The organism is Pandoraea sp. (genome assembly GCF_004297875.1).
GTDB lineage: Bacteria > Pseudomonadota > Gammaproteobacteria > Burkholderiales > Burkholderiaceae > Pandoraea.
In genome coordinates this window covers 56,732-82,351 of record NZ_SCSK01000044.1, presented here as the reverse complement: position 1 = coordinate 82,351, position 25,620 = coordinate 56,732, and the positions used below count along the sequence as shown (strand labels likewise).

The following is a 25,620-nucleotide window of genomic DNA, read 5'->3' as shown; positions in this document are numbered from 1 at the left end:
TCTGAAGGGCATTCCCTTCGAGGACGGAACGCCGGTGATTGAAAGCACACCGGCTCCTCAAGCGCTGGCCGCCTGATCATGTCGACCGACCCGCATACACCACTCTTGACGATTGCTCCGCGGGAATCCGCGCGACCCGAGCGAGCCATGGTCTGCCGCCCTGGTTGCGGTGCATGCTGCATCGCGCCTTCCATCACCTCTGCGATTCCGGGCATGCCCAACGGCAAGCCCGCCGGCGTGCGCTGCGTCCAACTAACCGACGACATGCGCTGCGCCATTTTTGGGCGGCCCGAGCGGCCCCAGTGCTGTGGCGGCCTGCAACCCGAGCCCGCCATGTGCGGCCAGACGCGCGCGCACGCATTGACGTGGCTCGCGCGGCTCGAGGCCGAAACCCGGCCGCACGACGACGGTGCTTGAGGCGCCCGGCCGGGCGGGTCAGTCAGCGCGTTTGCGAAACACCAGATCCCACACGCCGTGCCCGAGCCGCACGCCGCGCTGCTCGAACTTGGTCACCGGGCGGTAGGCGGGGCGCTCGGCGTAGCCTGCCGCGGTGTTTTGCAAGGCGGGTTCCGCGCTCAGCACTTCCAGCATCTGTTCGGCGTATTCCTGCCAGTCGGTCGCGCAGTGCAGATAGCCGCCCGGCTTCAGGCGCGAGGCCAGCAGCGCGACGAACGGCGCCTGAATCAGGCGCCGCTTGTGATGACGCTTCTTGTGCCATGGGTCGGGGAAAAAGATGTGCACGCCATCCAGGCTGGCCGGCGCCAGCATATGCTCGACCACCTCGACCGCGTCATGCTGGATGACGCGCAGATTGGTCAGCGACTGTTCGCCGATGCGCTTCAGTAGCGCGCCGACCCCGGGTTCGTGCACTTCCACACCGAGGAAATCGTCGCCCGGGCGCAGCCCGGCGATATGGGCCGTGGTCTCGCCCATGCCGCAGCCGATCTCCAGAATCCGCGGCGCCGCGCGGCCGAACACCGCGGCCCAATCGAGTGGCGCGGCCGCATATGGCAACAGAAAGCGCGGCCCCTGTGTTTCGAAAGCCCGTCGTTGCGCGTCGGAGGTGCGGCCCGCGCGCCGCACGAAACTGCGAATCCGGCGTGGGTGGGCGACCTCGGCCCCGGCGGATTCAACGGATGCCGCGCCGTCGTCGCGAACGGACGCGTCATCGTCCTCGTCCTCCTCCTCGTGCGGCAGGGGCGGTTGTGAGTTGGTCATGAAAATAAAAAGCCGTCCAATAGACGGCTGATTGCGATGGGGCTGGTGGAGCGGGCGATGGGAATCGAACCCACGGCTCTAGCTTGGGAAGCTAGGGTATTACCATTATACGACGCCCGCTTTGAAGCGCTGAGGACGGGATTTTAGCATAGCTTGTGCGGGCGGATGAAGGGCCGGTGGAGGTGTTTTGCGCCGACCCCGATGCGATCCGCACCGAAGCGGCTCCTTAGCCGGCCGAGACCTCAATCGCGTGGCGGCCGCTGGCTTTGGCCGCATAAAGCGACTTGTCGGCACGCACCAAAAGGGAACGCAGCGTGTCTTCCGGCAGGGCTTGTGCGATGCCCGCGGAAAAAGTGAACGAGAAATCCAGCTGGCGCGCATCGTGGCGAACATGCAGCGGCGCGCGATGGAGCCGGCGCAGGATCTCGAGGGCGAACTCCAGCGGTGTATGGGGCCAGATAATCACGAACTCCTCGCCGCCGACACGGGCGACGGTATCGCCGGCACGCAACTCGGCGCGGCACATGTCGGCGAATTTGCGCAGCGCGGCGTCGCCCGCCTCATGGCCATGTTGCTCGTTGATGCGTCTGAAATGATCGAGGTCGAGCAGCGCAATCGTTAGCGGCTCCCGATAGACATGCGCGTTATCCAACGCCCGCTTGAGGAACTGAAAGCCATAGCGCCGATTGGGCAGCTTGGTCAGATAATCGGTTTGCGAGGCCTTGAGTGCGACGTCACGCGCATTGCGAAGCGCTGCTTCGCTTTGCTTGAGAACGGTGATGTCGGTGGCCACGCACAGCAGCCAGCCGTCGGGCAGCAAGGTCTCCGTCAGCCACAATCGCCGGCCGTCGATCAAATCGAGCTGAAACGCGCAATACGGGCGCGATCGACGTCGCGTGAGAGCTCGGCGAATGTAGGTTTCGATATCGATGGCGCCGACGCTGGCGCCGGTTCCGGCGCTGTGATTGCTGCGCAGCAGCGTTGCGAAATCGATCGGATCGGGCTGCTCTCGCATGAACGCATTGCGAAAAGCGACGTTCGCGTATCGAATCACGTCGTCTTGATCGTAGAGGGCAATGAAAAGCCCGCCGTCATGGAGACTTTCGAGCAGCCGTAGCGCTGCAGTCTCGTCCAAACTCGACGTGATGTTCAATGTGTCTCCCTCGCTGTTTTTATGTTTTAACGGGGCGCCTTACTCGTTCGCTCTGTCGCGCCGCAATAAGGGTAGCGCCAGGGTGACGCCAAGCCAAATAAAGATAAAGCGCCCTTCCGAAAACGTCGAGAAGTGCGAGCTGAAGAGACTGCTCGCGCACCAAGCGCACAGTACCCCGAGCCCCAGCGTGCGGAACGTCGAATCGACGCGTTGGCGGAACGCCGACGCGAGGAACGTGAGGAACGCGGCTAGCCCGAGCAGCCCCTGCTCTGCTGCGATTTTCAGGAACTGATTGTGCGGATCGTTCGTTCCCACGGCTTCCCAGCCTTGCTTGCCCGCGACCTGTTGCTGGTAGGCCACGCGAAAACCGCCGGTGCCGACGCCGAACCACGGATTAGCGCGAATGATAGCCAGGGTATGCTTGAGGAACACGATGCGAATGCCGATCGAGGTCAAATGGCTGGCATCTTGATAAGTATCGGCTTCGTGGAAACCTTGATCGATTCGCTCGCGTGCGATGGGGGACATAAATAGCGCGGCGGTGGCTACCGCGACACCCACGGCCACCAAAACGAGCCGGCGCGGGGCCAGCATGCGCCCGCCAAGGCCGGGAAGAGTCAGTAGATAGACGGCAAATAGAACCATCAAAGCGAGGTAGCCACTGCGCCCGCTCGTGACAAACACCGTATTGACTACCAAAAGGAAGACACTTGCGAGCAATGCTGCCTGTACGCCACGGCGAGACGCAACCCCTGCGCGCAGCTCTGCTCGCAGCAGGATCGCCGCGGCGAATGCCGCAACCGAAAACAGCAGGCCCTGCGTGGCGTGATTGCGTACCGTAATGCCCAATTCATAGTGATAGATCGGCCGATGCGCAAAAAAGAGCGCGAACGAGACGACCGCGCACGCCACCGCCACGGCGATGAACGTCATCAGCAGGCGCCGTTTCGATTGCTCGTCGTCGAACACCGCGCAGGCGATCGGCAGCATCAGCAGGCGGCGCCAGCCGGTGAGCATGCTCCACGCTTCGGCCCGGGGCGCGTTGCCATAGAACATGCCGATGATCAGGAACGCCGCGAACAGGCCAAGGCCCATGACCATCGGTTGCCTCAGTGCCGCCTTCACGCGTTGCCGAAGTGTTGGGGACAGCAGCACCAGCAGGTAGAGCAGACCTTCCGCGATATTGGTCAGCGGCGGCGAGAACATCAGGAAAACCAGTTGGGCAATCAGCAGGCCGCGGGCGGTCGTCACTGCGTCCCGATACCAGGGCAAACTCGGTTGTTGCATGATGGATGAGTGTGAGGATTGATGAAATGTGCCGGGCCGCGCATGCCGGTCTAGCCGCCCAGACGCGCGCGCAGCTTGACCCAGCAGCCGCGCAATCGCCGCCGACGAATCTTGTTCCAGTGATAGCGCAGCCAATTATAGACGGTCGAGTGTTTCAGGCGGTTGCGATCCAGTTTGCTGGTGAACAGCCCGAAAACACTCCCCTGCTCGACCACCGGGGAGCGCAGCCAATATTGCGGGATACCGCAAGCCTCGTCGATCTGGTTGATCAGGTGATCGGCCGGCAGGTCGGCCTGGTTGGCATCGAGCCAGGCAACGCGGCGCGCCATCGCTGCGGCGTCGGTGAGGTAGCCCTCGGCGGTCGGCAGCGGTAACGGGAAAAGCGGCGTTTCCGACAGAAAGAAGGCATCCGGCACCTTGGTGTCGGCGCCGCCCAGGAAAATCAGCCAGCCGTCGCGCAGCTCGCGCCCAGCCGCCAGTGCGGTGGCCAGCCCGACGCGAAAATTCCGGTTAAGCAGCACGTCGTCTTCCAGCACGAGGATCGTTCGCTGTCCGCGCGATAATGCGCGACGCCAGGCTTCGGCATGCTTGAGCACCAGCGAGCAATGCGCGCGCGAGAGCTGGGTGTCTGGCGGAAACTGGCGTGCCAATACGGTCGGTTCCAATTCCGCTGCATCGTGGTCGAACACGAACTCGAAGTCCAGGCGCTGGGCGCCCAGCTCCCTGCGGATATGCGCGATGCGGTCGGCAAACGACTTGACGCTCAGCACGTAAATGCCGTCGAGACCTGGCACCGGCAGCGTGTCGCCGGGGGTAAGCGGGGGCGGATCCGAAGCGAGCATGTCTGTGGTTGGTCGAAAAAGCGTGGTTGGGCCGCAAGCATCATGCGGTCGCGCCAAGGGCGCGATGCGGGCCAGCCGTCCTGGCGCGTCGGCATTATACGATGGCCGCCGCCAGGCGCGGCCGCAAGAGGACGTGCCGTCAACCTGGCAGGCCGGGGCGGGGCGCCCGCCTCGACAATCGAAGCGCGCTCGCGCCCGAGGGCGACCACCGCAGCTGCCCGGTCGCCCCTAGTGATGAAGTATCTGGCTCAGAAACGTCCTGAGCCGGTCGGTGCGCGGCGCCTCGAAAATCTCGCTCGGGGTGCCCGCTTCGACGATTGAACCGTTATCCATGAATACGACCCGATCGGCGATCTGCTTGGCGAAGTTCATTTCGTGCGTCACGCACAGCATGGTCATGCCCAGTTCGGTCAGTTCGATCATCGTATCCAGCACTTCCTTGACCATCTCCGGATCCAGGGCCGAGGTCGGTTCGTCGAACAGCATGATTTTGGGCTGCATGCACAGTGCCCTGGCGATCGCCACGCGCTGCTGCTGCCCGCCGGATAGCTGGGCCGGGTATTTATGGGCCTGATCCTGGATTTTCACGCGTGCCATGAGGCTCATGGCGAGCTCCTCGGCTTGTTGCTTCTTCATGCCGCGCACATGGATGGGCGCGAGCGTGCAATTGTCCAGAATGGTCATGTGCGGGAACAGATTGAACGACTGAAACACCATGCCGGCGTTGCCGCGCACGTGGTCCAGCGAATTCAGCTCGTCCGACAGTTCGACACCGCCGACCACGATCTTGCCCTGCTGGTGTTCCTCGAGGCCGTTGATGCAGCGGATCATGGTGGACTTGCCCGAGCCCGACGGCCCGCAAATGACGACTTTCTCCTGGTCTCTGATGCTGAGGTTGATGTCCTTGAGCACATGATGCTTGCCGAACCATTTGTTCACGTTTTCCATCGTGATCGCATACTTGATCTCGCCCTGCATTTGCATATCCCCTTGATGACCAGGCGGTTCGCTCGCTGCCATGCGAGCGGACCCGTTCAGGCAGCGCGGCTGTAGCGGCGCTCGATCCGGCCCTGCACGACTTCCAGGCCGATCGACATCAGCCAGTAGATGGCCGCCGCCGTGATCAGCATCTCCATGTTGCGGAAGTCGCGATTGCCCACCGTGCTGGCGACGTAGGTCAACTCCCATACCCCCACCACGGAGACCAGCGAGCTGTCCTTGAGCATGGCGATGAAGTGATTGCCGGTGGGCGGAATGATGATCTTCAGCGCCTGCGGCAGAATCACCAGCCGCATGATTTTGCGTTTGTGAAGACCCAGTGCGCGCGAAGCTTCCCACTGGCCGGGCGGAATGCTTTGGATGCCGGCGCGGAACACTTCGCTCATATAGGCGCCGTAGCACAGCGACAGTGCGGCGATGCCGGCCGGTATCGGGTTGATCACGAAGCCAAGCTCGGGAAAGCCCATATACAGAATGAAGATCTGTATGAGCAGCGGAATCCCGCGAAAGAACGACGTATAGAAACGCGCGATGCCGACCGCCACGCCGCTCGACGAGAGCCGGGCAATGGCCGTGACCAGGGCGATGCAAAAGGCGATGACGATCGAGATCGCCGAGACGTAGAGCGTCGTGAACGCGCCCTGGGTAATCAGGTAACCGACATTCGCCTCGATGAATTTCGGGCTCAGGCGGAATGTCGTCATGAACAGCGCGAGCAGCAGGAACAGTTCGACCGCCGTCACGCAGATCTGCAACTGCTTGGGCGTCTTTCCGAGTAGCCAATAGTTGACGACGAACAGGGCAACGCCCGCGGCCCATCGGGCGCCGTGCAGATACGAGATGGTCTGCGGCTTTCCCGTAACGTGCGCGGTGATCAGGCGCATCAGCCAGCCGTCGTCGGCAAACAGGAAATAATAATAAGTGCCGACTAAAAGCGCCAGAACGAGCAGAACGAGACCGGTCGTCGATCCCTTGTATTTCTTTTGATTGGTCAGCGGCATAACTCGATTCTCCAACCCTAATCGTGGACCCGCGATTTGCGCTCTTGCAGAAAGTCGTTGAGCTGGTAGCGCCAGTAGGTCAATTGCACCGCCGCGGCGCCCAATGGCCCGCCGGTCCAGGTCAGCCCGAATGGGCTGAAAAGCTTATAGCGTGCCGAGGCGCCGAGCATCGCCTCGGCAATGACGGTGCCGCCGATAGCGGTGGTATTCATGCCATGGCCGCCGAAGCTCGTGCAGTACCACAGGCCGCCGCCCAGTGTGCCGATTTGCGGCATCAGATGCCGGGCGTAGGCCATGCGGCCGGACCACGCGCGCTCGATCTCGAGCTCGGCCAACTGCGGATACGTATCGACAATGCGCTGCTTGAGCAGGGCGCCCAGTTGGGCAGGCTCGGCCTGGCGGGTGGTGATCATGCCGCCCCACAACAGGCGCCGGCCGCCGTCGACGAGCCGGTAGTAGTCGCTCGAGCGGCGGCTGTCTCCAATCGAGGCGCGCGTTCGAATCGCGGTGGCGAGCAGCGCCTGGGCCGGCCGCGAGACCACCATGTAGGTCAGGATCGGTATATAGCTGCGCGCCAGCGCGGGAACGAGCCGATCGGTATAGCCGCCGCAGGCGATCAACACGTCTTTGGCGCGCACCGAGCCTGCCCGGGTCGTCACCTGCTTGACGGTTGCCCTGTGCTCGATGCCGAGCGCGCGCGAGTCCTCGAAGATCAGGCCACCCAGCCGGGTGAATTCCTGCGCCAGCCCGATCGCGTAGTTAAGCGGATGGAAATGAAACGCGCCGGGGTTGTAGATCGCGTTGAAGTATTTCCTGGACGCCAGCAGCGCGCGAATTTCGTCCTTGGGGTGAAATTGCAGCGGATAGTCGAACGTGCGCTCGACCCAGGCGATGTATTTTCTGACTTCGTCCGAGTTGTCGAAGCGCCCGACCCGCAGCACTCCGTTGATCGGATCCGCGCCCTGGATGCCCAGCCGGCCGATGTTATTTCTGACGATCTCGACGCCTTCGATCGAAAGCCGGTGCAGCTGCCTGGCGGCTTCGTCTCCGGCCCGTTTTGCGATCGCATCGAAACTGGTCGCATAGCCCGGGCTCACGACCCCGCCGTTGCGGCCCGATGCTCCCCACGCAATTCTCTCGGCGTCGAGCAGGATTACCCGCTTGCCGGCGCGGGCCAGCGTCAGCGCCGCCGTCAGGCCCGCGAGCCCGGCGCCGACCACGCATACGTCGGCTTCCTCGGCCCGGGCGAGGCTAGGGTACCGGGCGGTCGAAGAAGCGGTTTGGGTGTAATAGTTATCGGAGTATTCAGGCACGTTGTGTGCAGGCGGGGATGTCTCCCCGCCGTTCAGGGGTTGGCCGAAGCCGGCAACGTTTGCCGGGCGTCTAGTTGGCGTTGATGGTGGTGTAATCCGCGCCGAACCATTTCTCGCTGATCTTCTTCAGCGTGCCGTCCTTTTTCATGTCGGCGATGATCGAGGCGATTTTCTGATCGAACGCAGGGTCGCCCTTGTCGGCGGCGATGCCCACCGGCTCCCAATACGCGATGTCGTTGGGAATGATCTTGACCGGATAACCATGCTTGATGGCCGCCATCGCGGTTTCCTTCTCGGCGATGATCGCGCCCAGGCGCACGTTGTTACCCAGGCGCAGATCCTCGAACGGCAGCAGCGAGGTCTTGTAGGTTCTCAGGGTCGGCGTGAAGTCCAGATAGTGGAACGGCGGCAGGCTCTTGGCATCGATTTGCAGCGCATGATGCATATAGTCGTCCGCCGTGGTGCCGCCCTCGACGCCGAACACGACGTTCTTGAGGTCCTCGCGGGTCTTGGCCGTGGAATCCTTATGGACGACGAAGACATAGGCGCTGTAATAGTAGATCGCCGGGAAATCCAGCACCCGGGCCCGTGCGATGGTCGGTGTAATGCCAAATACGGCCAGATCCCAGCGGCCGTGCCAATGCCCACCGGTCACCAGGTTGAAATCCGGTGTGTCGAACTTGACCTTCACGCCAAGGCGCTTGGCGATCTCGTTGCTGACGTCGATGTCGTAGCCTTCGAGCTGGTGGTGGCTGTCGAGGAAAGCATGCGGCGGCCACTTGGCGCTTACCGCGATGACGATCTGCTTGCTGGTCTCGACGCGATCCAGCGTGGTGCCGGCAAATGCTGCGGCCGCACCAAGCGATACGGTGGCGCCGAGCAAAAGCCCAGCGAAAAATTTGGTCAACGATTTTTTTGTCATAGGGTGTCTCCGGTAAAAGTCTGCTTCAGGGATGCCGCCTGCTCGCGCTTTTCGACTTGACACGACGGACGAGGCAGCCGCGGGCGTTGATCGTTCATCGCCGCGACGACTGGCCTTCCTTATCGAGACGGACTTGAGTCGCTTTTGGACGAATGTCTATTGCGTTTTGCTTTAACCGCCACCAAAATCCGTTTTCAGAGATTAATCACAAAAGTTGTGCTGGAAAACTGAGATTTGGTTGCGTTGTTATGAATTTATGGAATGATCACGGCGCGCCTGGCGAGTGAATCTGTGCAGCCGGCCAAAATCGGCGGCGCTTCGATCCGCAGGGCAGATGCGTCTGGCCGAGTGCTCGCGTCAAGGAGGGCAATAGATGAGGAAGGCAATCCCGAGTCTGACGGCGTTGGAGATCTTCGAGTGCGTCGCCAGGCATCAGAGTCTGACCCGCGCGGCCGAAGAGCTGCATCTGACGCAAAGCGCGGTCAGCAAGCAGATCACCGGACTCGAGCACCGCTTGGGCGTGGTGTTGTTCAAGCGGGTGAAGAAAAGAATCGAGCTGACCCATTATGGTTCGAGCTATGCGCTGAAAATCAAAAAATGTCTCGACCGCATCGAACGCAATACGCTCGATCTGATCGATCAGCGCGAGGAAGGCGCATCGCTCGATCTGGCCGTCAGCGCGACATTCGCCACGCAGTGGCTGATCCCCAAGCTGCGCGACTTCAGGGGTAAATATCCTGGCATCAACGTCAATATCACCGCGCGATCCGACCCATTTATTTTGAATAACACGCAATTCGATGCGGCGATCTATTACGGCAGCGACGTGTGGCAGGGAACCCGCGGCGAGCAACTGTTGCCAGAAGGGCGAGTGATCCCGGTGTGTCATCCTGAACTGGTCAACCCGAAACGCGGCGTCTCGGTCGAAATGATTGCGCAATTGCCGCTGCTGCATCTGTCCTCGCGTGAGGACGCATGGCCGCAGTGGTTTGCCAGCGCCGGCCTGGACGACGTCTACAAACCGTTGCGCGGTTGCCGGTTCGAGCTGTTTACCATGTTGACCAGCGCGGCGATGTCCGGACTGGGGGTCGCCCTGGTGCCGGAGATATTCATCCCCACGGAATTGGCTAGCAATAGGCTGACCGTCCCGTCCACGCATTTCATTCGCAATGAATGCGGCTATTTCATTTCCTACAACGACGACCCGATCAACGTTGAGGCGCTGGACGTCTTCAGCAATTGGCTGCACGGCGTCGCACGCCTGGGCGACCTGGCGGCTTTGTGAAAAATAGTGAAGTGAGATAATATTTAGTTCGTTATACACATAAATATATATAAAAATCCAATAATCCGGGGAACTGTCATAGTGGCCTCTGACGCATCGCGCCTTGTCAACAAACTGAGTCTCTCGCCGGGTCTTGCGGTCGCGCGGCCGGCGCCGCGCGTTCGCGTGAAATGGAACGCCACGCTTCGTCTCGAGAACAGGGAGATTCCCGTGCGCGTGTGGGACGTCTCCAGGGAAGGACTGAGTTTCATCACGGACGAGACGATCCCGCTCGGCACGGGGGTGTGCCTGTTGCTGCACATGCGTGGCCTGGACGATATGGCCCAGCGGCTTGCAGCGCCGATCCATGCCGAGGTCCGCAACAGCATCCTCACGCGTGACGGGTTTCGGCTGGGCGCGCATATCCGGAAAATCGACGTCGAACACCAGCATGTGCTGGGCGGATGGGTCGAGCGGCTGGCTGCGCGGAGCAGTTAGCCGGGCTCGCGTACCGGCGTCGCATCGATCTGGCGCCTCTCCTAACGGTGACCTAAGTGTCGCATCGCACACTGGCGGCATGGCTTTTTTTCAAGCCATTCACGTTAAGGAGATGGTATGAACGCCGCCCTCCCTCCGGGGAGATTCAGGCGCAGAAATCTGGAGCGAGCTTTTTTGGCCATAAGGGTCCCTCCAGAACCGAACGGCATCGATGTGCCAAAGTGGAGTTGTTGCGACCACTTGAGGAACGGAGGGACCAAATGAATCCTACGACATACGGCCTGGATATTGCAAAACGCGTTTTCCAGATGTACTGGGTGGAAGGCGAAGGCGGCGAGATCGTCAACCGGCGGTTTAGCAAGCAGGAGCTGATTGAGTTTCTTGGCCAGCGGTCGGCGGGTCGCGTTGCCTTGGAGGCGTGTGGGAGCGCGCATTGGTGGGCACGCAAAATCAAGGCACTGGGCCATGAGGTGGTGCTGTTGCATGCGAAGTTCATTCGCCCGTTCGTGCAAAACAACAAGACGGACGCGGCCGATGCGCGAGCGATCTGGACTGCTGTGCAACAACCCGGCACACGCAAGGTCGCGCCGAAGACAGAAGACCAACAGGCCATGCTGGGACTGCATCGTATGCGAGCGCTGCTGGTCAAGTCGCGGACCATGCAGATTAACCAGCTGCGCGGTCTGATGTATGAGTTTGGTGTGACCTTCAAGGCGGGGCGAAGGGCCGGCCTGGCGGAGATCCGTCAGAGGATCGACGAAGTCGAGCAAGCGGTACCGGGGGTGCTGTTCGACGCACTGCGTGATCAGCTTCAACACATTGGGCAACTCGATAGCGAGATCAGCAAACTTGAGAAGCGGCTGGCAACGTGGCAGCGTCAAGAAGTAGCTTGTCGGACGGTTGCGGAAATCCCGGGTATCGGCCCGCTGACTGCCACAGCGCTGGTGGCGACGATTGGCGATCCGACAGCATTCAAATCTGGGCGTGAACTGGCTGCCTTTCTTGGTCTGGTACCGCGACAGAGCGGCACTGGCGGCAAGGTACGGCTGGGCGGAATCAGCAAGCGAGGCGACACGTATCTGCGTACGCTGCTGATTCACGGCGCAAGAATGGTGTTGTTCAGAGCCAAAGACAAGGGCAAGTGGTGTGAAGACATCGCGCAGCGCCGACCAGCGAACGTGGCGGCCGTCGCGCTGGCTAACAAAATGGCGCGAACCGCCTGGGCACTGTTGGCACGTGGTGGCACCTATCAGAAGGACTATGTGGGCGCAAAACCCGCGTAGAGAAACGGCGATAGCTTTACCGCAGAACACGCTGGAAGGTTGCGAAGGTAGGTGAAGATATGATGGCAAGACAGGTTGGACCGCAAGAACGTAAACCTGACCATTGCTCTGCGCTTCGAGCGCGCTGTGGGAGATGAGGTCGTTCTTGGCGAATTCCATCAGGGCGGGCAGGCTCGGCCTGCAACATGCCGGATATAAGCCTGCAGCCAATTCCTCGTCGAGCATCATAGCGGCATCACCTTGCAAGCCGGGCGGCGTTCATATAAGCAATGGATATGAGAAAGACGGTATACGTGCTGGCGATGGCGAGTTTGTCGGCGTTGGCGGTTTCTGCCCACGCATACTCCGGGCAGCAGTATGCAAATGAGGCCAAAGTCAGCCTCGACAATGCCCGCGCTACCGCGCTGCAAGCGCGCCCAGGCAAGGTAACCGACGAGGAGTTGGAGAAGGAGTCCGGCGGCAGTGGCTTGCGTTACTCGTTCGATATCAGGGCGGGCGCCAAAACCTATGAGGTTGGCGTCGATGCGCAGACCGGCCAGGTGCTGGAAAACAAGGCGGAAGGGCCCCATCCCGATTGATCGATAACCCGGGAATTGCCTTGTCGATGTCCGAATAAAAGAAAACCGGCACCACGGGTGCCGGTTTGCACATCGGGCGTATATTTTCAGGCCCGCTTGATGAGGCGAATGACGAACAGCAGGATGACCGCGCCGATCACCGCGATGATGATCGAGCCGATGAACCCGCTGCCCAGGCTGATGCCGAGCAGGCTGGCGAGCCATCCGCCGATGAAGGCGCCGACGATCCCGACGATGATGTCGACGATCAGGCCGAAGCCGCCACCCTTGACCAGAATACCGGCCAGCCACCCGGCGATGGCGCCGATGATCAACCACGCAATGAAACCGTGTTCCATGGCAATTCTCCTTTTCTCGTTGTCCCAATGATGCGGTTACGGCGTGTTCACCCTAAAACCGGGTACTGCGTACGACAAAAAGACTAACCGGAAAACATGACTTGCAGTATGGCGGCGATCGGTATTTAACAAAAAGTAACAATTTCACCGGGCGATGCTAGATGCCGCCAAACAGGCCGCTGGCGATGGCGCATCCGAGCACCACCAGCCACGGCGGCAAGCGCCAGAACATCAACGCGACGAGCGCGACGAGCGCCAGCGCGAAATCCATCGGGCCGTGGATTGCGCTGGTCCACACCGGGTGGTAAAGCGCCGCCAGCAACAGGCCGACCACCGCGGCGTTCACGCCGGCGAACGCTGCCTGGGTGTGCAGGCTGTGCCGCAACCGCTCCCAGAACGGCAGGGCGCCGGCCACCAGCAGAAACGACGGCGCGAAGATGGCGACCAGGCATAATGCGGCGCCGGCCCAGTCGTTGGGCGCCGCATGCATCGATGCGCCCAGGAAAGCCGAGAAGGTGAACAGCGGGCCGGGCACGGCCTGCGCGGCGCCGTAGCCGGCGAGAAATGTCTCGTTGGACACCCAGCCGGTGGGTACGACGGCGGTCTGCAGCAGCGGCAGTACGACGTGGCCGCCGCCGAATACGAGTGCGCCGGCACGGTAGAAAGCGTTGAACAGCGCCAGCGGCTGGCTGGGCCACAGCGCCAGGGCAACCGGCAAGCCGATCAGCAAGACGAAGAACACGGTAAGCAGCGCGAACCCGGTGCGCCGCGCCACGGCGATCGGCAGAGGGTCGTGCGCGGGCGCCTCGGAGGGCTTGAAGAGCCGCATGCCTACTGCCGCAGCGACCGCGATCACGGCCACCTGGGCCCAGGCGGTGGGCCACGACAGCACGACGCAGGCGGCAATCGCCGCCATGGTGACGCGCGCCGTGCCAGTGCACAGGTTGCGCGCCATGCCCCATACCGCTTGTGCGACCACCGCGACGGCGACGATTTTCAAGCCATGCAGAACGCTGGCGGGAACGGCGCTGCCCCAGGTCGACATGCCCAGCGCAAACAGGCACAGGAGAATGGCCGACGGCAGCGTGAAGCCGGTCCATGCCGCCAGGGCGCCCCGAAACCCGCCACGCGACAGCCCCAGTGCCATGCCGACCTGACTGCTCGCCGGCCCCGGCAGGAACTGGCACAGCGCTACCAGATCGGCGTAGCTGCGCTCGCCGAGCCAGCGGCGGCGGGTAACGAATTCATTACGGAAATAACCCAGGTGGGCGACCGGCCCGCCGAACGACGTGAGCCCCAGGCGCAGGAATATCAGGAAGATCGTCCAGGTCGATTCCGGCGTGGTGTCGTGGTCTGTCTCGATGGTCGGCATCGGCGGCGCCCGGGAGGAGGAGGTCGCGCAAATGATAGCCGAAGCCGGCCCTGCCGGCGCGTGATGCGGCAGCCCGTTGCGCCGCCTATTGCTCGGTCTCCCAGTTCTCCACGCTGGCGCCCGCGAGCGAACGCACGCGGGCCTCGTCGCTGCCGAACTCCTTGGCCGAGCCCTGGTACACCACACGACCGTCGTCGAGCACACAGGCGGTGTCGGCGATTTCCACGGCGGCGCGCACATTCTGTTCGACCAGCAGGACCGACATGCCTTCGCGACGCACCGCGACGATGACGTCGAACACTTCCTGGACGATCAGCGGCGCGAGTCCTTGCGAGGGCTCGTCGAGCAGCAGGATCTTGGGGTTGAGCATCAGCGCGCGCGAGATGGCGAGCATTTCCTGCTCGCCGCCCGAGAGCTGCCGGCCTTTGTTCATGCGCCGTTCCTTGAGCCGCGGAAACAGGCCATAGATGCGTTCGATATTCCACGGCCCGGGGCGCTCGAGCGGCACCATCAGGTTCTCTTCGACGGTCAGATTGCCGAACACGCGCCGCCCCTCCGGCACGTAGCCCACGCCGAGCGCGGCAATCCGGAACGGCGGCAGTGCGGTGGTGTTGGTGCCCAGGATGTTGACCGTGCCCTCGCGCGCGCGCGTCAGGCCTACCAGGCTGCGCAGCGTGGTGGTCTTGCCGGCGCCATTGCGGCCCAGCAGCGTGACGATCTCGCCCTCGGCAACCTGGAAGGACACGCCATGCAGGATGTGGCTCTTGCCGTAATAGGTGTGCAGGCCTTCGGCTTCCAGGACATTCATTTCGCTTTCCCCAGATAGGCCGCTTGCACTTCCTCGTTGGCGGCGATGTCGGCGGGCGTGCCCTCGGCCAGCACTTGTCCCTCGGCCAGCACCATGATGCGCTTGGCCAGCTGAAAGATCACTCGCATATCGTGCTCGATGAGCACCATCGACAGACCCTGGCGCCGGTTCAGGTCGCGAATCAGCTGGGTGACGTCATAGGTTTCCTGGTCGCCCATGCCGGCCGTCGGCTCGTCGAGCAGCAGCAGGCGCGGCTTGAGCGCCAGCGACATGACGATCTCGGTCGAGCGCTGGTCGCCCAGCGGCAATTCGCCCGCCACATGATTCGCCTTGGCCGTCAGACCGCCCATTTCGAGCAATTCGTCGACACGCTCGCGCACGCGGGCCCGGGCCGCGCGCGACTGCCACGGGCTGAGCCGGTAGCCGGCCTCGACCTCGACCGGAATGCGCACGTTATCGCGTACCGTGAGCTCCGGAAAGATTTCCGTGATCTGGAACGTGCGCGCCATGCCGAGGGTGACGCGCTGATGCGAGCCCATCGAAGTGATGTCTTGCCCGTCGAACAGGATGCGCCCCGACGACGGGGGAAAAAAACCGCTGATCAGATTGAAGAAGGTGGTTTTGCCCGCGCCGTTGGGGCCGATTACCGCGCGCAGCTCGCCCGGCTCGACCGTCAGCGAAACTTCATTGACCGCCCGCAGGCTGCCGAAATAGCGAGAGACGTTCTCGACGACCAGTAAGCTCATGAGTTCGCCTTTCTGCGGATGATGCCCAGCACGCCACGCGGGAAGAACAGCACGATCAGGATAAAGAACAGGCCGATGAACGACATCCAGTTCTCGGTGCGGCTCGAGATGAAGTCCTGCACGAACACGAAGATCGCCGCGCCGATCAGCGGACCCCAGAACGATCGCATGCCGCCGAGCACCGCCATGATGACGAAGTCGCCCGACTGGCTCCAGTGCAGGCCGTGCGGGTCGGAGAAGTTGTTGAGCAGCGCATAGAGCGTGCCGGCGAGGCTGACGAACACGCAGGAAATCACGAAAGACAGCCAGATGTGAAATTCGATCGGGATGCCAAGAAAGCGCGCCCGTCTTTCGTTTTCCCGAATCGCCAGCAGCGTGCGGCCGAACGGCGAGCGCAGCAGCGCGCCCATGATTAGCACGGCCACCGCGAAGCAGGCCAGCGCGAAGTAATAGAAGGTCGTCTCGCTGCTTGCGATGTCGAGCGTGCGAAAACCCAGATTGATCGGGATTCTGTGCCACCCCGACAGGCCGTCGTCGCCGCCGGTGAGCGAGTTCCAGCGAAACGCGATGAAGTAGAACACCTGGCCGAAGGCGATCGTCGCCATGGCGAAATAGACCCCGCGCAGGCGTACGATCAGCGCCCCGATGACGGCTGCGGCGAGGGTGCCCACGACGATCCCGATGACGATGCCCAGCGGGGTGCTCGGCACCAGGTATTTGATGGTCATGCCCACCCCGTACGCGCCCAATCCGAAGTATGCCGCATGGCCGAACGAGAGCACGCCGGTATAGCCGAGCAGGAAATTCAGCGACATCGCCGCCAACCCCATCACGACGATACGGCTGCCCAGCGCGGTGTAGCCGCCGATCAGGTTGATCCAGAACGGCATGGTCAGCAGGGCCACCCACACCAGAAGGTGCCCGCCGCGTTTGTATTGTTCGCTCACTGCACTCTCCCTTCTTCACCCAACAGGCCGCGCGGCCGGATCAGCAGCACCAGCGCCATCATCACGTACATCACCGCCTCGGTGGCCGAGGGGAAGAACACCGAGGTCACGCTCGACGCCACCCCGATCAGGATGCCGCCCAGCAGCGTGCCGGGCAGGCTGCCCAGGCCGCCGACGATGATGGCCACGAAGCTGGGCATGATCAGCGAGTCGCCGATGGTTGGCTGCAGTCCGAGCTGGCCCGCCGCCAGAATGCCCGCGAGCCCCGCCAGATAAATGCCGAGTCCGAAATTCAGGTTGCGCAGCACGCGCACATTCACGCCCAGCACCGAGACCGTATCGAGGTCGGCGGTACCGGCGCGAATGCGCATGCCCAGGCGGGTGCGGTTCAGGATCAGGAACAGGCCGGCCACGGCCACCACCGCCAGCGCCATCATCAGCAGGCGATAGCCGGTCAGGAAGAAGAAGGTATCGCTCAACGGCGTGGTGAGCGACGGCGGGACCTGGAACGGCAGCGTTTGCGGGCCCCAGGTGTAGCGCGTGCCGTCCTGCAGCATGAACGCCAGCCCGAAGGTGAGCAACAGGCTGTACAGCGGATCGCGCCCATATAGCGGGCGAATCAGCACGCGCTCGACCGCCAGGCCCAGCAGGGCGGTCAGCAACGGCGCTATCACCAGGGCGAGCCAGAAGCCCGTGTAGGGCATCATCGTGTAGGCCAGGTACGCGCCCACCGCCAGAAAGCCGCCGTGCGCGAAATTGATGACGCCGCTGAGGTTGAGGATGAGAGAAAGACCCAGTGCCATGAGCGCATAGAACGCGCCGATGATCACCCCGTTGAAGACATTGAAAAGAATGAGCTGTGTCATGCTACCGTCGATATATTCCGGTGGCGGCCCGCGCGTTCATGGCGCCCGGGCCCCGATTGTGGTTCGGCGATTGCGTCTTGTGGCGTATCGATGTCGTAAATGAATGGCTTGGCCGGATTATTGATTTTATGGAATCAACCGGCCGCCGCGGCGGCCGGCAACAGCCCACTTACGACCACTTCATCTTGCAGCCCGTTTCGGCCACCGGCAGTGCGACGTCGACACCCTTGACGACGGTATCGACGTGGAACAGGTCTTCCGGCACCGGCCCCTGCGACACGGCATGGCCGACGTAGAGGTTGGGCATCAGTTGATGATCGCCGGCCCGGTAGAACGGCGTATCCGGCATCAGGGCTATTTCGGGCGGCAGTTTGAAGCCTTCGAGTGCCTTGGCGAGCTTGACGGCGTCGAGCGACTTTTCCTGGTTGGCCACCAGCGCCGCGGTCCAGGTCGCGACATAGCCGAACCAGTGCCGGGCGGTGGGCACGCGGCCGGCCTTCTTTTTGATGGCCGCGACGAAGTCGTCGATGTGAGGCACGTTTTTCTGGCGCCAATACCATTCGAATACCCAGGTACCGATGCGCGCCTCGGGCGGCAAGCCTTCGAGCACCTCCAGTTCCTGTTGGGCGCCGGCAATGTGGAAGCGCTTGTTCAGGCCGAATTGCACCGCCTGCTTGAGCGAATTCACCGCGTCGTCGCCGGCCGTCAAAAAGATGATGACGTCGGGTTTGGCCGCCTCGGCCTTGATCAGGTACGAGGAATAGTCACTGGTGCCCAGCGGGGTCAGAGCGACGCCCACCTCGGTGCCGCCGAACTGCTTGAGGCTGGCCTCGAAGCCTTGCTGCAGCGTGTGTCCGAACGCGTAGTCGGGCGTGATGAAGAACCACTTCTTGCCGTACTTTTCGAACAGCAGTTTCGAAACCGAATTGGTTTCCATGCGGGTCGTGTTGCAGACCCGGAACACGTTCCAGTGACAGTCGGTGCCGGTGACGGCATCGGTGTGTCCGCCGGTAACGATCAGCAGCGTTTTGAGTTCGTTGGCCACTTGCCCCATGGCCAGGGCCATTGCCGAATTGACGTTGCCGAGCAGGAAATTCACCTTGTCGCGGCTGATTAGCTTGCGAGCCTTCTGCACGGCCGTGCCGGTGTCGGCACTGGTCGAGTCCTCGACCAGCAGCTCCGCCGGCCGCCCCAGTACGCCCCCCTTGGCGTTGATTTGCTCGATCGCGAGTTCACAGCCGACTCGTTCGTTTTTACCGAGTTCGGCGTATGTGCCGGTCAGCGGGTTATCCAGCCCGAAGCGCACCGGCACTTCGCCGCGAGCCTTGATGATGAAAGGTGCCGCGACTTGCAAGGCACCCGCGGCTGCGGCGGCCTTCAGGACGGTTCTGCGTTTTTGGTTCCCGGAAGAGGTGTGATCGCCCATCTGTATTTCTCCTTGTATGGTCAACGCTCTCGGCGCTTGCAATGTGACCCTACGCGACGAGACCGCGTTGCGTGTCTCCTGGAGGCCTACGATCGTCTTGGAATGATCCCCGGGGCGGCGTGGCCGTTCTTTCGAATGCGCTAGTACACCGACATTTTTACGAGTTGACGGGACACTGCCTGTCAAGCAGTCCTATCGCATCGCTGATAACAATATACGACAGGATCCGATTAATCCGTCAGGATTAAATCTTAGGGGTTTTCACGCAGATGTCGTGCGACCCTGGGGAGCGCGACCCTTGGCAAGGCTCGCCAGTCCGGGCCTTGGGGCGGGGGTCGCGACCCGACAATGCGCGCCGGGCCACGGGTTAACACTGAGTGGGCCGCGGTACGACTTTATCGGGAGGACGTGTCGCCATCGAACGGGCGCAGAACGTTGTACAGGCCCTGCTGGCCGAGCGGTCGGGAAAACCAGAAGCCTTGCGCTTCGTCGCAACCGAGTTCGGTCAGTCGAGCGGCATGCGCCGCACTCTCCACGCCTTCGGCCGTCACGCGCAACTTCAGTGCGTGGGCCATGGCGATGACCGCCTCGACGATCGCGTGACACTGCGGATCGCTCAGCATCCGGCGAATGAACGACTGATCGATCTTCAGTCGATCGACCGGCAGGCGCGTCAGGTAGGCCAGGCTCGAATAGCCGGTGCCGAAATCGTCCACCGCGATTTCGACCCCGAGCCGGCGCAGCGCCTGAATCGTCTCGAGCGCCGTGTCGGTATGCTCGAGCAGCACGCCTTCGGTGATTTCCACTTCGAGGTATCGGGCCTCGAGCGCGTTGTCTTCCAGCGCGCGCGTGACGATACCCAGCACGTCCTGGCGCTGCAGTTGCTGCGGCGAGACGTTGACGGAAATCCGCGGCATATTGCGCACGCGGCGCAACAGCTGGCTCGCCTCGCGGCACGCATTGCGAATGACCCACTCGCCCAACTGATCGATCAAACCCGATTTTTCCGCCACCGGAATGAATTCGGCAGGACTGATCGCGCCACGAGTCGGATGGCGCCAGCGCAGCAGCGTCTCGGCCAGGGCCAGCTCGCCGGTGGCCAGCGTGATTTGCGGTTGATACACCAGATGCAGTTGCCGGTTGTCGATGGCGCCGCGCAGCAGGGTCTCGAGTTCCAGCTGGCGCGTCGACTCCGCCTCCATCGCCGGGCAAAAAAAACGCGAATTACCGCTGCCGGCGCGCTTGGCCTCGGCCAGCGCGACATTGGCGCGCCGCATCAGCAGGCCCGCGGTCGCGCCATGCTCGGGAAAGCTCACGCCGCCGATGCTGGCGGCCAGCGAGACCGGCATCTGGGTGAATTCCGGCCACTCGGCCAGGCGCGCGCGGATCAGCTCGACCAGCGCACTGGTTTGTGCGCCGGTGGCTTGCGCGACCAGGACGAACTGCGTACCGCCCACGCAGGCGATCGTGTCGTCGGGACCGATCACGCCGCGCAGGCGCTCGGCGGCGATTTGCAGCGCCAGTTCGGCGGCCGGCTGCCCGAGGGCATTGCCGACCTTGCGCAGTTGGTCGAGTTCGATGATGAGCAGCGTGAATCCGTCGCCATGTCGGGTGCAACGGCTGATCGCCAGTTCCAGGCGCTCGGAGAGCAGTGTCTGGTTCGGCAACCGCGTCACATGGTCATGATGCGTCACATACCATAGCCGCGCCTGGTATTGGGCGTGCTGCTTCAGGTCGAACGCGATGCCGACGTAGCGCTGCGTGCCATGCGCCGTGGCGCCGATGCGCGACACCGCCAGATGCACCGGCACGCGGGTGCGGGAACGATGCAGGCACACGCATTCGCCGTCGAATTCGATATTGCCGGCCGCGGTGGTCTCCGCTCGCGATGGTTGGGGGATCGCATTGGTCAGGTCGTGCAACGACTTGAACGTGCGATGGCCGATGAGCGCCTCGCGGGAATACCCGGTGAGCTGCTCGTAGGCGGCGTTGACCAGTTCGAACGTGCCGCTCGCGTCGCATACGAACATGCCGTACGGGGCGCCTTCGACGGCCGCCAGGGCGTCGTGCGGATCGAGCCAGGCCGCGTCGGCCATGGCGTTGCTGGGCATCATCGGGGCACCGCCGCGTACGCGTCTCGGCACAGGCCTGCAATTTGCCCGCGCCACGCAAACCGTTGCGTGTTCATTCCACACCTCCCTGTCGTTTTGTCAGCGGCGCCCGATCTGAGCCGGACTTCGCCCGATATTCTGCCATAGCGCTTCGCACAGGGGCGTGGGCATGCGCCGACGGCGTCTGTTAAGGTATCGCCTGGTACCGGCTAGGAAATGGGTTGATGGGCAAACTGGGTAATTCGCTCAAAGTTTTGGGTAACCGGATCGAACGCACCGTGCATGCGCTGGCGCCGCACTGGTACCTGGGGGCGCTGCTGCTGGTCAATGGGTTGATGCTGCTGCAGCCGGTGCTCGAGCGCGCGCGCCAGCATCATCACGGCGGCGGGTTGTTCGGCAATTGGCTGGACCTGATCAGCTCGCTCGGCCTGCTGGCGTTCCCTCAGGTGGTGATCGCCGCCGGGCTGATCTGGATGAGCATCGGGATCGTGCTGCGCGCCCGCGTCGCCTGGGTGTTCTCGCTGCTGCTGCTGATCGGCGCCGGGATTATCAGCCTGTGGGGCGATTATCGCAACGTGACGATATTTGGCTACACGCTGGCGCTGGCGCTCGTGCTGGTGTACTACTGGAAGCGCTTCGACCGGACCAGCCTGGCCGCCAGCAGCCTGTTCGCGATACTCAGCGTCGCCTCGCTGGTGGTGTATGCGGTGTTCGGCTCGCTATATCTGGGGGCCGATTTTTCGCCGCCGATTCGCGATATCGGCACCGCCTTCTATTTTTCGATCGTGTCGATGTCCACGGTGGGTTACGGCGATATCGTGCCGCACAGCCAGACCGCGCGTTTTTTCACGGCTTCGATCATCGTGCTCGGCATTACCGTATTCGCGACTTCGATCGGCGCGGTGATCGGGCCGCTGGTCGGCGGCAATCTGAAACGTATCGTCAGGGGAGGGATTTCCAGCGTGACGCGCAAAAATCATTATGTGATCGTCGGGACGTCGTCGATCGCCTACAGCGTTTATCAGGGGCTGAAAAAGCGCGGTTGCGCGCTGACCATGATCGTGGCGCCCAATGTCGAGCATAACTACCCGGAGAATGCCGACGTGGTGATCGGCGACCCGAGCGATTCCCAGACACTGCACCGGGCCGGCATCGCCACGGCGCGCGTGGCGCTCGCGCTGCGCAACGAGGACGCGGAGAACGCCTTCGTGATTCTCGCCATCAAGGAGGAAGCGCCGCAGGTCAAGACCGTGGCGCTGGTCAACGACGCCAAGAACTTGCAGCGCATCAAGCGGCTCCAGTCGGACATGGTTTTTTCGCCGCAACTGCTGGCTGGCGAATTGCTCGCGCGCACGCTGAACCAGGAAACGATCGACAGCGACCTGATCGCCAGCCTGCTGTTCGATTCGCACAACGGGGTCGGCCTGTGATCCGTCGACCGTGCCATGGCGGCTCGGAGCCGGGCGGTTTCGGGCACAATCACGGCTTGCTTCGCTATCGGTATCCCTGATGAAACTCTTTTGTTTGACGATCTCGCGAGCGGCGGCGTGCGCCGCGCTGGCGGTTGCGCTCGCGCCGTCGAGCGCGGCGGCGTGGGCGGACGGCCATTGGGTCGGCACGTGGGCCGCGGCGCCGCAGGCAGTCGCGCAAAATCGCGCGGCGCCCTCCTACGATCGCGCGCCGGCGGTCACCGGCCGCACCGTGCGGCAAATCGTTTACTCGCGTCTGGCGGGACAGCGCGTGCGCGTCACCTTCAGCAATACCTTCGGCACGCAGCCGCTGGCCATCTCGGAGGCGACCGTGGCGCTGTCGGCCGGCGACGCGGCATTGCGGCCCAATACCGAACGGCTGCTGAGCTTCCGCGGCCGGCGCGCCGCTGTGATTGCGCCTGGCGCCGAGCTCACCAGCGATCCGGTCTCGCTCGATGTGCCGGCCGGCGCGGCGCTGGCGGTGAGCCTTTACAGCACGCAGCCGGGCGCCCCGACCACCTGGCACAAGGTCGCCAGCCAGGTCAATTACATCTCGACGCCGGGCAATTACGCCGAGGACTTCGACGGCAAGGCGTATCGCGGCCGGACGACGGCCTACCTGTGGCTGGCCGGCGTGGCGCTCGACACGCGTTCCAGCGCCTTCGCGGTAGCCGCCATCGGCGATTCGATCACCGATGGCCTGCATTCCTCGCTGAACCAGAACCGGCGCTGGCCCGACGCGCTCGCGCGGCGCCTGCAAGGCACCGAAGCGCGGCATGTCGCGATCTTGAACCTCGGCATCAGCGGCAATCGCCTGTTGAACGATTCCGCGTGCTACGGGCAGCGACTGGAGGCGCGCTTCGCACGCGATGCGCTGGCGCAGCCGGGCGTGCGAGCCGTGATCCTGCAGGTCGGCATCAACGATATCAATTTCGGCGCCACACCGCCGCGCCGCGGGCTCGACTGCGATGCGCCGCACGTGGTGGTCCAGGCCAAGGACCTGATTGCCGGATATCGCCGGGTGATCGCGCAGGCCCACGCGCGCGGCATCCGAATTCTGGGCGGCACGCTGTTGCCCGCCTCGCTGCCGCCCGAGCGCGAACAGGTGCGGCTGGCCGTGAACCACTGGATTCGCACCAGCGGCGCATTCGACGGCGTGATTGATTTCGATGCGGCGTTGCGCGATCCGACGATGCCGGATCGGCTGTTGCCGCGTTTCGACTGCGGCGACCATGTGCATCCGAGCGATGCCGGCTATGCCGCGATGGCCGCCGCGGTTCCGCTCGGACTGCTGGTGGCGCCGGCCCAGGTGGCCCAGCGCGGCGCGCCGACCTCGCCGCTCGAATAAGCAAGCCGCGGCGCGGCGGCTGCCGCTGCCGCTCGCTTAAGCGCCGGGATATAGCCCGCGTACGCGCGCGTGCAGGCGTGCCAATCCGAATAGTGCGTCGGTGCAGGGCGTGGCTACGCCGACCTGCCGACCGATCTCGATGACCGCGGCGACCATCGCATCGAGCTCGACCGGCTTGCCGGCTTCCACGTCCTGCAGCATCGATGTTCTGAATGCGCCGAGCTTGCGCGTGAGCCCATGGCGCTCTTCCGGATCGATGTCGATCGGCACGCCGATGCGCCGGCCGATGTCGGCGGCTTCGCGCATGATGGCCGTCATGAAGTGGCGTACGTTGTCGTCGTCGAGAATCCGGTCGCCGGTCGCGCCGGTGATCGCCGAAATCGGGTTGACCGTCATGTTGCCCCACAGCTTGAACCAGATCTCCTGCTGAATGCGCTCGCTGGCCGTGGCGTCGAAACCCGCGGCGGCCAGCATGTCGCGAATCGCCTGCACGCGCGGGGCGAGCTTGCCGTCGGGGGCGCCGACGATCAGCCGATTGTCGGCTACGTGCCGGATCACGCCGGGCATCTCGGCGATGGCCGCGAGATGCACCACGCAGCCGAGGACCTGTTGGGGCGGTATCGCGCGCGAGATGGCGCCGGCCGGATCGACCGATTCCAGCCGCATCGATGGCGGCGCGCCCGTCAGGCGATGGAAAAACCACCAGGGAATGCCATTCATCGCCGACAGCACCATGGTGTCCGGCCCGAGCAGCGGTTCGATGTCGCGGGCGACCGCCGGCAGTGCGGTGGTCTTGACCGCCACGATGACCAGATCCTGCACACCCAGCTCGGCCGGGCGCTCGGACGCTTCGATCGGCAGCACCGTGCTCCGCCGTTGCCCGGTGGCGTCGGTATCGATCAGCGTCAAGCCCTCGCGGCGCAGCGCCTCGAGCGTTGCGCCGCGAGCGACGGCGCGCACCGGATTGCCTGCCTTGACGAGTTTGGCCGCCATCAGGCCGCCGATGGCACCGAGGCCGTATACGCAGATTTTCATGAGTGTCCTGTCGGGTTGGCGTTACCGTGACACGGCATCGCGTTGCTATTGTCGATAGGATGCGTCGAGGCGGTCGACCTGACGCTGCAGTGCGGCGAATACGTCGGCGCCTGCGCCATAGCGCGGGTCGAACTGCAGTGAGTCGGCGCTCGCCCGACGCTGGATCGATTCGGCGATGGGGATGGTCGGCCCCAGCGCGGCGCCAGCCATCTGGATTTCGCAGGCGCGCTGCAGCGTCCACAAATAGGCGAAGGCCTGCGGGACCGTCGTGCCCCACGACAACAGCCCGTGGTTGCGCAGGATGACGGCTTGCGCGGTGCCGATCGAGCGTACTACGCGCGGCCCTTCCTCGGCGTGCACGGTAATGCCCTCGAAGTCGTGATAGGCCAGGCGGCCGTACAACTGCGCGGAATAGAAATTGTCCATCGACAGGCCGGCAGCGCTGCAGGCCACCGCGCAGCCGGCAGTGGTATGCGTGTGCATCACGCAGTGCGCGTCGGCAATGCCGGCGTGGATTGCCGAGTGCAGCGTGAAGCCGGCCGGATTGACCGGCCAGTCGGAGGCGCCCACGATATTGCCCTGCAGGTCGATCTTCACCAGATTGGATGCCGTGACTTCGCTGTAATGCAGGCCGAACGGATTGATCAGGAAGTGGCGTTGCGGACCCGGTATGCGCACGGTGATGTGGTTGTAGATCAGCTCGGTCCAGCCCAGCATCGCGAAGATGCGGTAGCACGCGGCCAGCTCGATGCGCAGGGCCGATTCGCTGAGATCCTGGCGGGGTGAAGTCATATCG

25 protein-coding genes and 1 tRNA gene are annotated in these 25,620 nt (G+C 63.3%); 7 read left to right on the top strand and 19 right to left on the bottom strand.

The window, feature by feature from the left end:
* Window positions 1-147: 147 nt before the first annotated feature.
* Window positions 148-417 carry a YkgJ family cysteine cluster protein gene (locus tag EPN80_RS13160; protein ID WP_293027844.1) on the top strand — a complete coding sequence of 90 codons (270 nt, stop codon included), beginning with the start codon at window positions 148-150 and terminating at the stop codon, window positions 415-417.
* Between the two features lie 18 nt (window positions 418-435).
* Here the strand turns inward: EPN80_RS13160 and trmB are convergent, their stop codons facing one another.
* From trmB to EPN80_RS13115, 9 genes are all read right to left on the bottom strand, one after another.
* Window positions 436-1,218: a tRNA (guanosine(46)-N7)-methyltransferase TrmB gene (gene trmB / locus EPN80_RS13155; protein WP_293027841.1), complete on the bottom strand. Its 783-nt coding sequence runs from the start codon at window positions 1,216-1,218 to the stop codon at window positions 436-438.
* A gap of 46 nt (window positions 1,219-1,264) precedes the next feature.
* Window positions 1,265-1,338: transfer RNA gene (locus tag EPN80_RS13150), tRNA-Gly, on the bottom strand.
* Window positions 1,339-1,444: 106 nt separating this feature from the next.
* On the bottom strand, window positions 1,445-2,371 hold the full coding sequence (locus EPN80_RS13145) for a GGDEF domain-containing protein (RefSeq protein ID WP_293027839.1): 927 nt from the start codon (window positions 2,369-2,371) through the stop codon (window positions 1,445-1,447).
* A 39-nt stretch (window positions 2,372-2,410) separates the two neighbouring features.
* On the bottom strand, window positions 2,411-3,658 hold the full coding sequence (locus tag EPN80_RS13140) for an O-antigen ligase family protein (RefSeq protein ID WP_293027836.1): 1,248 nt from the start codon (window positions 3,656-3,658) through the stop codon (window positions 2,411-2,413).
* A gap of 50 nt (window positions 3,659-3,708) precedes the next feature.
* Window positions 3,709-4,500 carry a glycosyltransferase family 25 protein gene (locus tag EPN80_RS13135; protein ID WP_293027834.1) on the bottom strand — a complete coding sequence of 264 codons (792 nt, stop codon included), beginning with the start codon at window positions 4,498-4,500 and terminating at the stop codon, window positions 3,709-3,711.
* A 228-nt stretch (window positions 4,501-4,728) separates the two neighbouring features.
* Window positions 4,729-5,478, bottom strand: coding sequence for an amino acid ABC transporter ATP-binding protein (locus EPN80_RS13130; RefSeq protein WP_293027825.1), 750 nt, complete (start codon window positions 5,476-5,478; stop codon window positions 4,729-4,731).
* A 56-nt stretch (window positions 5,479-5,534) separates the two neighbouring features.
* Complete coding sequence (locus EPN80_RS13125) at window positions 5,535-6,500, bottom strand: amino acid ABC transporter permease (RefSeq protein ID WP_293027822.1); 966 nt, start codon at window positions 6,498-6,500, stop codon at window positions 5,535-5,537.
* Between the two features lie 17 nt (window positions 6,501-6,517).
* Window positions 6,518-7,813, bottom strand: coding sequence for an FAD-binding oxidoreductase (locus tag EPN80_RS13120; protein ID WP_293027820.1), 1,296 nt, complete (start codon window positions 7,811-7,813; stop codon window positions 6,518-6,520).
* A gap of 70 nt (window positions 7,814-7,883) precedes the next feature.
* Window positions 7,884-8,735, bottom strand: a complete 852-nt coding sequence (locus tag EPN80_RS13115; RefSeq protein ID WP_293027817.1) for a transporter substrate-binding domain-containing protein — start codon at window positions 8,733-8,735, stop codon at window positions 7,884-7,886.
* A gap of 373 nt (window positions 8,736-9,108) precedes the next feature.
* Here EPN80_RS13115 and EPN80_RS13110 point away from each other — a divergent pair, with 373 nt between their 5' ends.
* The 4 genes from EPN80_RS13110 (at window position 9,109) to EPN80_RS13095 (ending at window position 12,358) form a co-directional block, all read left to right on the top strand.
* Window positions 9,109-10,020: a LysR substrate-binding domain-containing protein gene (locus tag EPN80_RS13110; protein WP_293027815.1), complete on the top strand. Its 912-nt coding sequence runs from the start codon at window positions 9,109-9,111 to the stop codon at window positions 10,018-10,020.
* 81 nt (window positions 10,021-10,101) lie between these two features.
* Complete coding sequence (locus EPN80_RS13105; RefSeq protein WP_293027812.1) at window positions 10,102-10,497, top strand: PilZ domain-containing protein; 396 nt, start codon at window positions 10,102-10,104, stop codon at window positions 10,495-10,497.
* Between the two features lie 260 nt (window positions 10,498-10,757).
* Complete coding sequence (locus EPN80_RS13100; protein WP_293027810.1) at window positions 10,758-11,780, top strand: IS110 family transposase; 1,023 nt, start codon at window positions 10,758-10,760, stop codon at window positions 11,778-11,780.
* A gap of 275 nt (window positions 11,781-12,055) precedes the next feature.
* Complete coding sequence (locus EPN80_RS13095) at window positions 12,056-12,358, top strand: PepSY domain-containing protein (RefSeq protein WP_293027807.1); 303 nt, start codon at window positions 12,056-12,058, stop codon at window positions 12,356-12,358.
* 86 nt (window positions 12,359-12,444) lie between these two features.
* On the opposite strand, the gene EPN80_RS13090 is transcribed toward EPN80_RS13095, so the two are convergent.
* The 8 genes from EPN80_RS13090 to EPN80_RS13055 all read right to left on the bottom strand — a co-directional run bounded on the left by EPN80_RS13090 (window position 12,445) and on the right by EPN80_RS13055 (window position 20,975).
* A complete protein-coding gene (locus EPN80_RS13090; protein WP_293027805.1) occupies window positions 12,445-12,696 on the bottom strand; it encodes a GlsB/YeaQ/YmgE family stress response membrane protein in 252 nt (83 codons plus the stop codon).
* Between the two features lie 157 nt (window positions 12,697-12,853).
* Window positions 12,854-14,068, bottom strand: a complete 1,215-nt coding sequence (chrA, locus tag EPN80_RS13085) for a chromate efflux transporter (RefSeq protein ID WP_293027802.1) — start codon at window positions 14,066-14,068, stop codon at window positions 12,854-12,856.
* Between the two features lie 85 nt (window positions 14,069-14,153).
* On the bottom strand, window positions 14,154-14,876 hold the full coding sequence (locus EPN80_RS13080) for an ABC transporter ATP-binding protein (RefSeq protein WP_293027800.1): 723 nt from the start codon (window positions 14,874-14,876) through the stop codon (window positions 14,154-14,156).
* Window positions 14,873-15,622: an ABC transporter ATP-binding protein gene (locus EPN80_RS13075; protein WP_293027797.1), complete on the bottom strand. Its 750-nt coding sequence runs from the start codon at window positions 15,620-15,622 to the stop codon at window positions 14,873-14,875. The genes EPN80_RS13080 and EPN80_RS13075 overlap by 4 nt, the downstream gene beginning before the upstream one ends.
* Window positions 15,619-16,512 (bottom strand): branched-chain amino acid ABC transporter permease, encoded by an 894-nt coding sequence (locus EPN80_RS13070; protein ID WP_293027853.1) that lies wholly within the window; start codon window positions 16,510-16,512, stop codon window positions 15,619-15,621. The genes EPN80_RS13075 and EPN80_RS13070 overlap by 4 nt, the downstream gene beginning before the upstream one ends.
* A 53-nt stretch (window positions 16,513-16,565) precedes the next feature.
* Entirely contained in the window at window positions 16,566-17,435 is an 870-nt protein-coding gene (locus EPN80_RS13065) for a branched-chain amino acid ABC transporter permease (protein ID WP_293027793.1), read from the bottom strand.
* A 169-nt stretch (window positions 17,436-17,604) separates the two neighbouring features.
* Window positions 17,605-18,861 carry an ABC transporter substrate-binding protein gene (locus EPN80_RS13060; RefSeq protein ID WP_293027790.1) on the bottom strand — a complete coding sequence of 419 codons (1,257 nt, stop codon included), beginning with the start codon at window positions 18,859-18,861 and terminating at the stop codon, window positions 17,605-17,607.
* 395 nt (window positions 18,862-19,256) lie between these two features.
* The gene (locus EPN80_RS13055; protein WP_293027787.1) at window positions 19,257-20,975 is read right to left on the bottom strand and encodes a bifunctional diguanylate cyclase/phosphodiesterase; all 1,719 of its coding nucleotides are present in this window, start codon (window positions 20,973-20,975) and stop codon (window positions 19,257-19,259) included.
* Between the two features lie 221 nt (window positions 20,976-21,196).
* Here EPN80_RS13055 and kch point away from each other — a divergent pair, with 221 nt between their 5' ends.
* Window positions 21,197-22,402 (top strand): voltage-gated potassium channel protein, encoded by a 1,206-nt coding sequence (kch, locus tag EPN80_RS13050; RefSeq protein WP_293027784.1) that lies wholly within the window; start codon window positions 21,197-21,199, stop codon window positions 22,400-22,402.
* Window positions 22,403-22,481: 79 nt separating this feature from the next.
* The gene (locus EPN80_RS13045) at window positions 22,482-23,789 is read left to right on the top strand and encodes an SGNH/GDSL hydrolase family protein (RefSeq protein ID WP_293027781.1); all 1,308 of its coding nucleotides are present in this window, start codon (window positions 22,482-22,484) and stop codon (window positions 23,787-23,789) included.
* Window positions 23,790-23,825: 36 nt separating this feature from the next.
* Here the strand turns inward: EPN80_RS13045 and EPN80_RS13040 are convergent, their stop codons facing one another.
* Entirely contained in the window at window positions 23,826-24,824 is a 999-nt protein-coding gene (locus EPN80_RS13040) for a 2-dehydropantoate 2-reductase (protein WP_293027778.1), read from the bottom strand.
* A gap of 45 nt (window positions 24,825-24,869) precedes the next feature.
* Entirely contained in the window at window positions 24,870-25,616 is a 747-nt protein-coding gene (locus tag EPN80_RS13035) for a class II aldolase/adducin family protein (RefSeq protein WP_293027776.1), read from the bottom strand.
* Window positions 25,617-25,620: the final 4 nt, after the last annotated feature.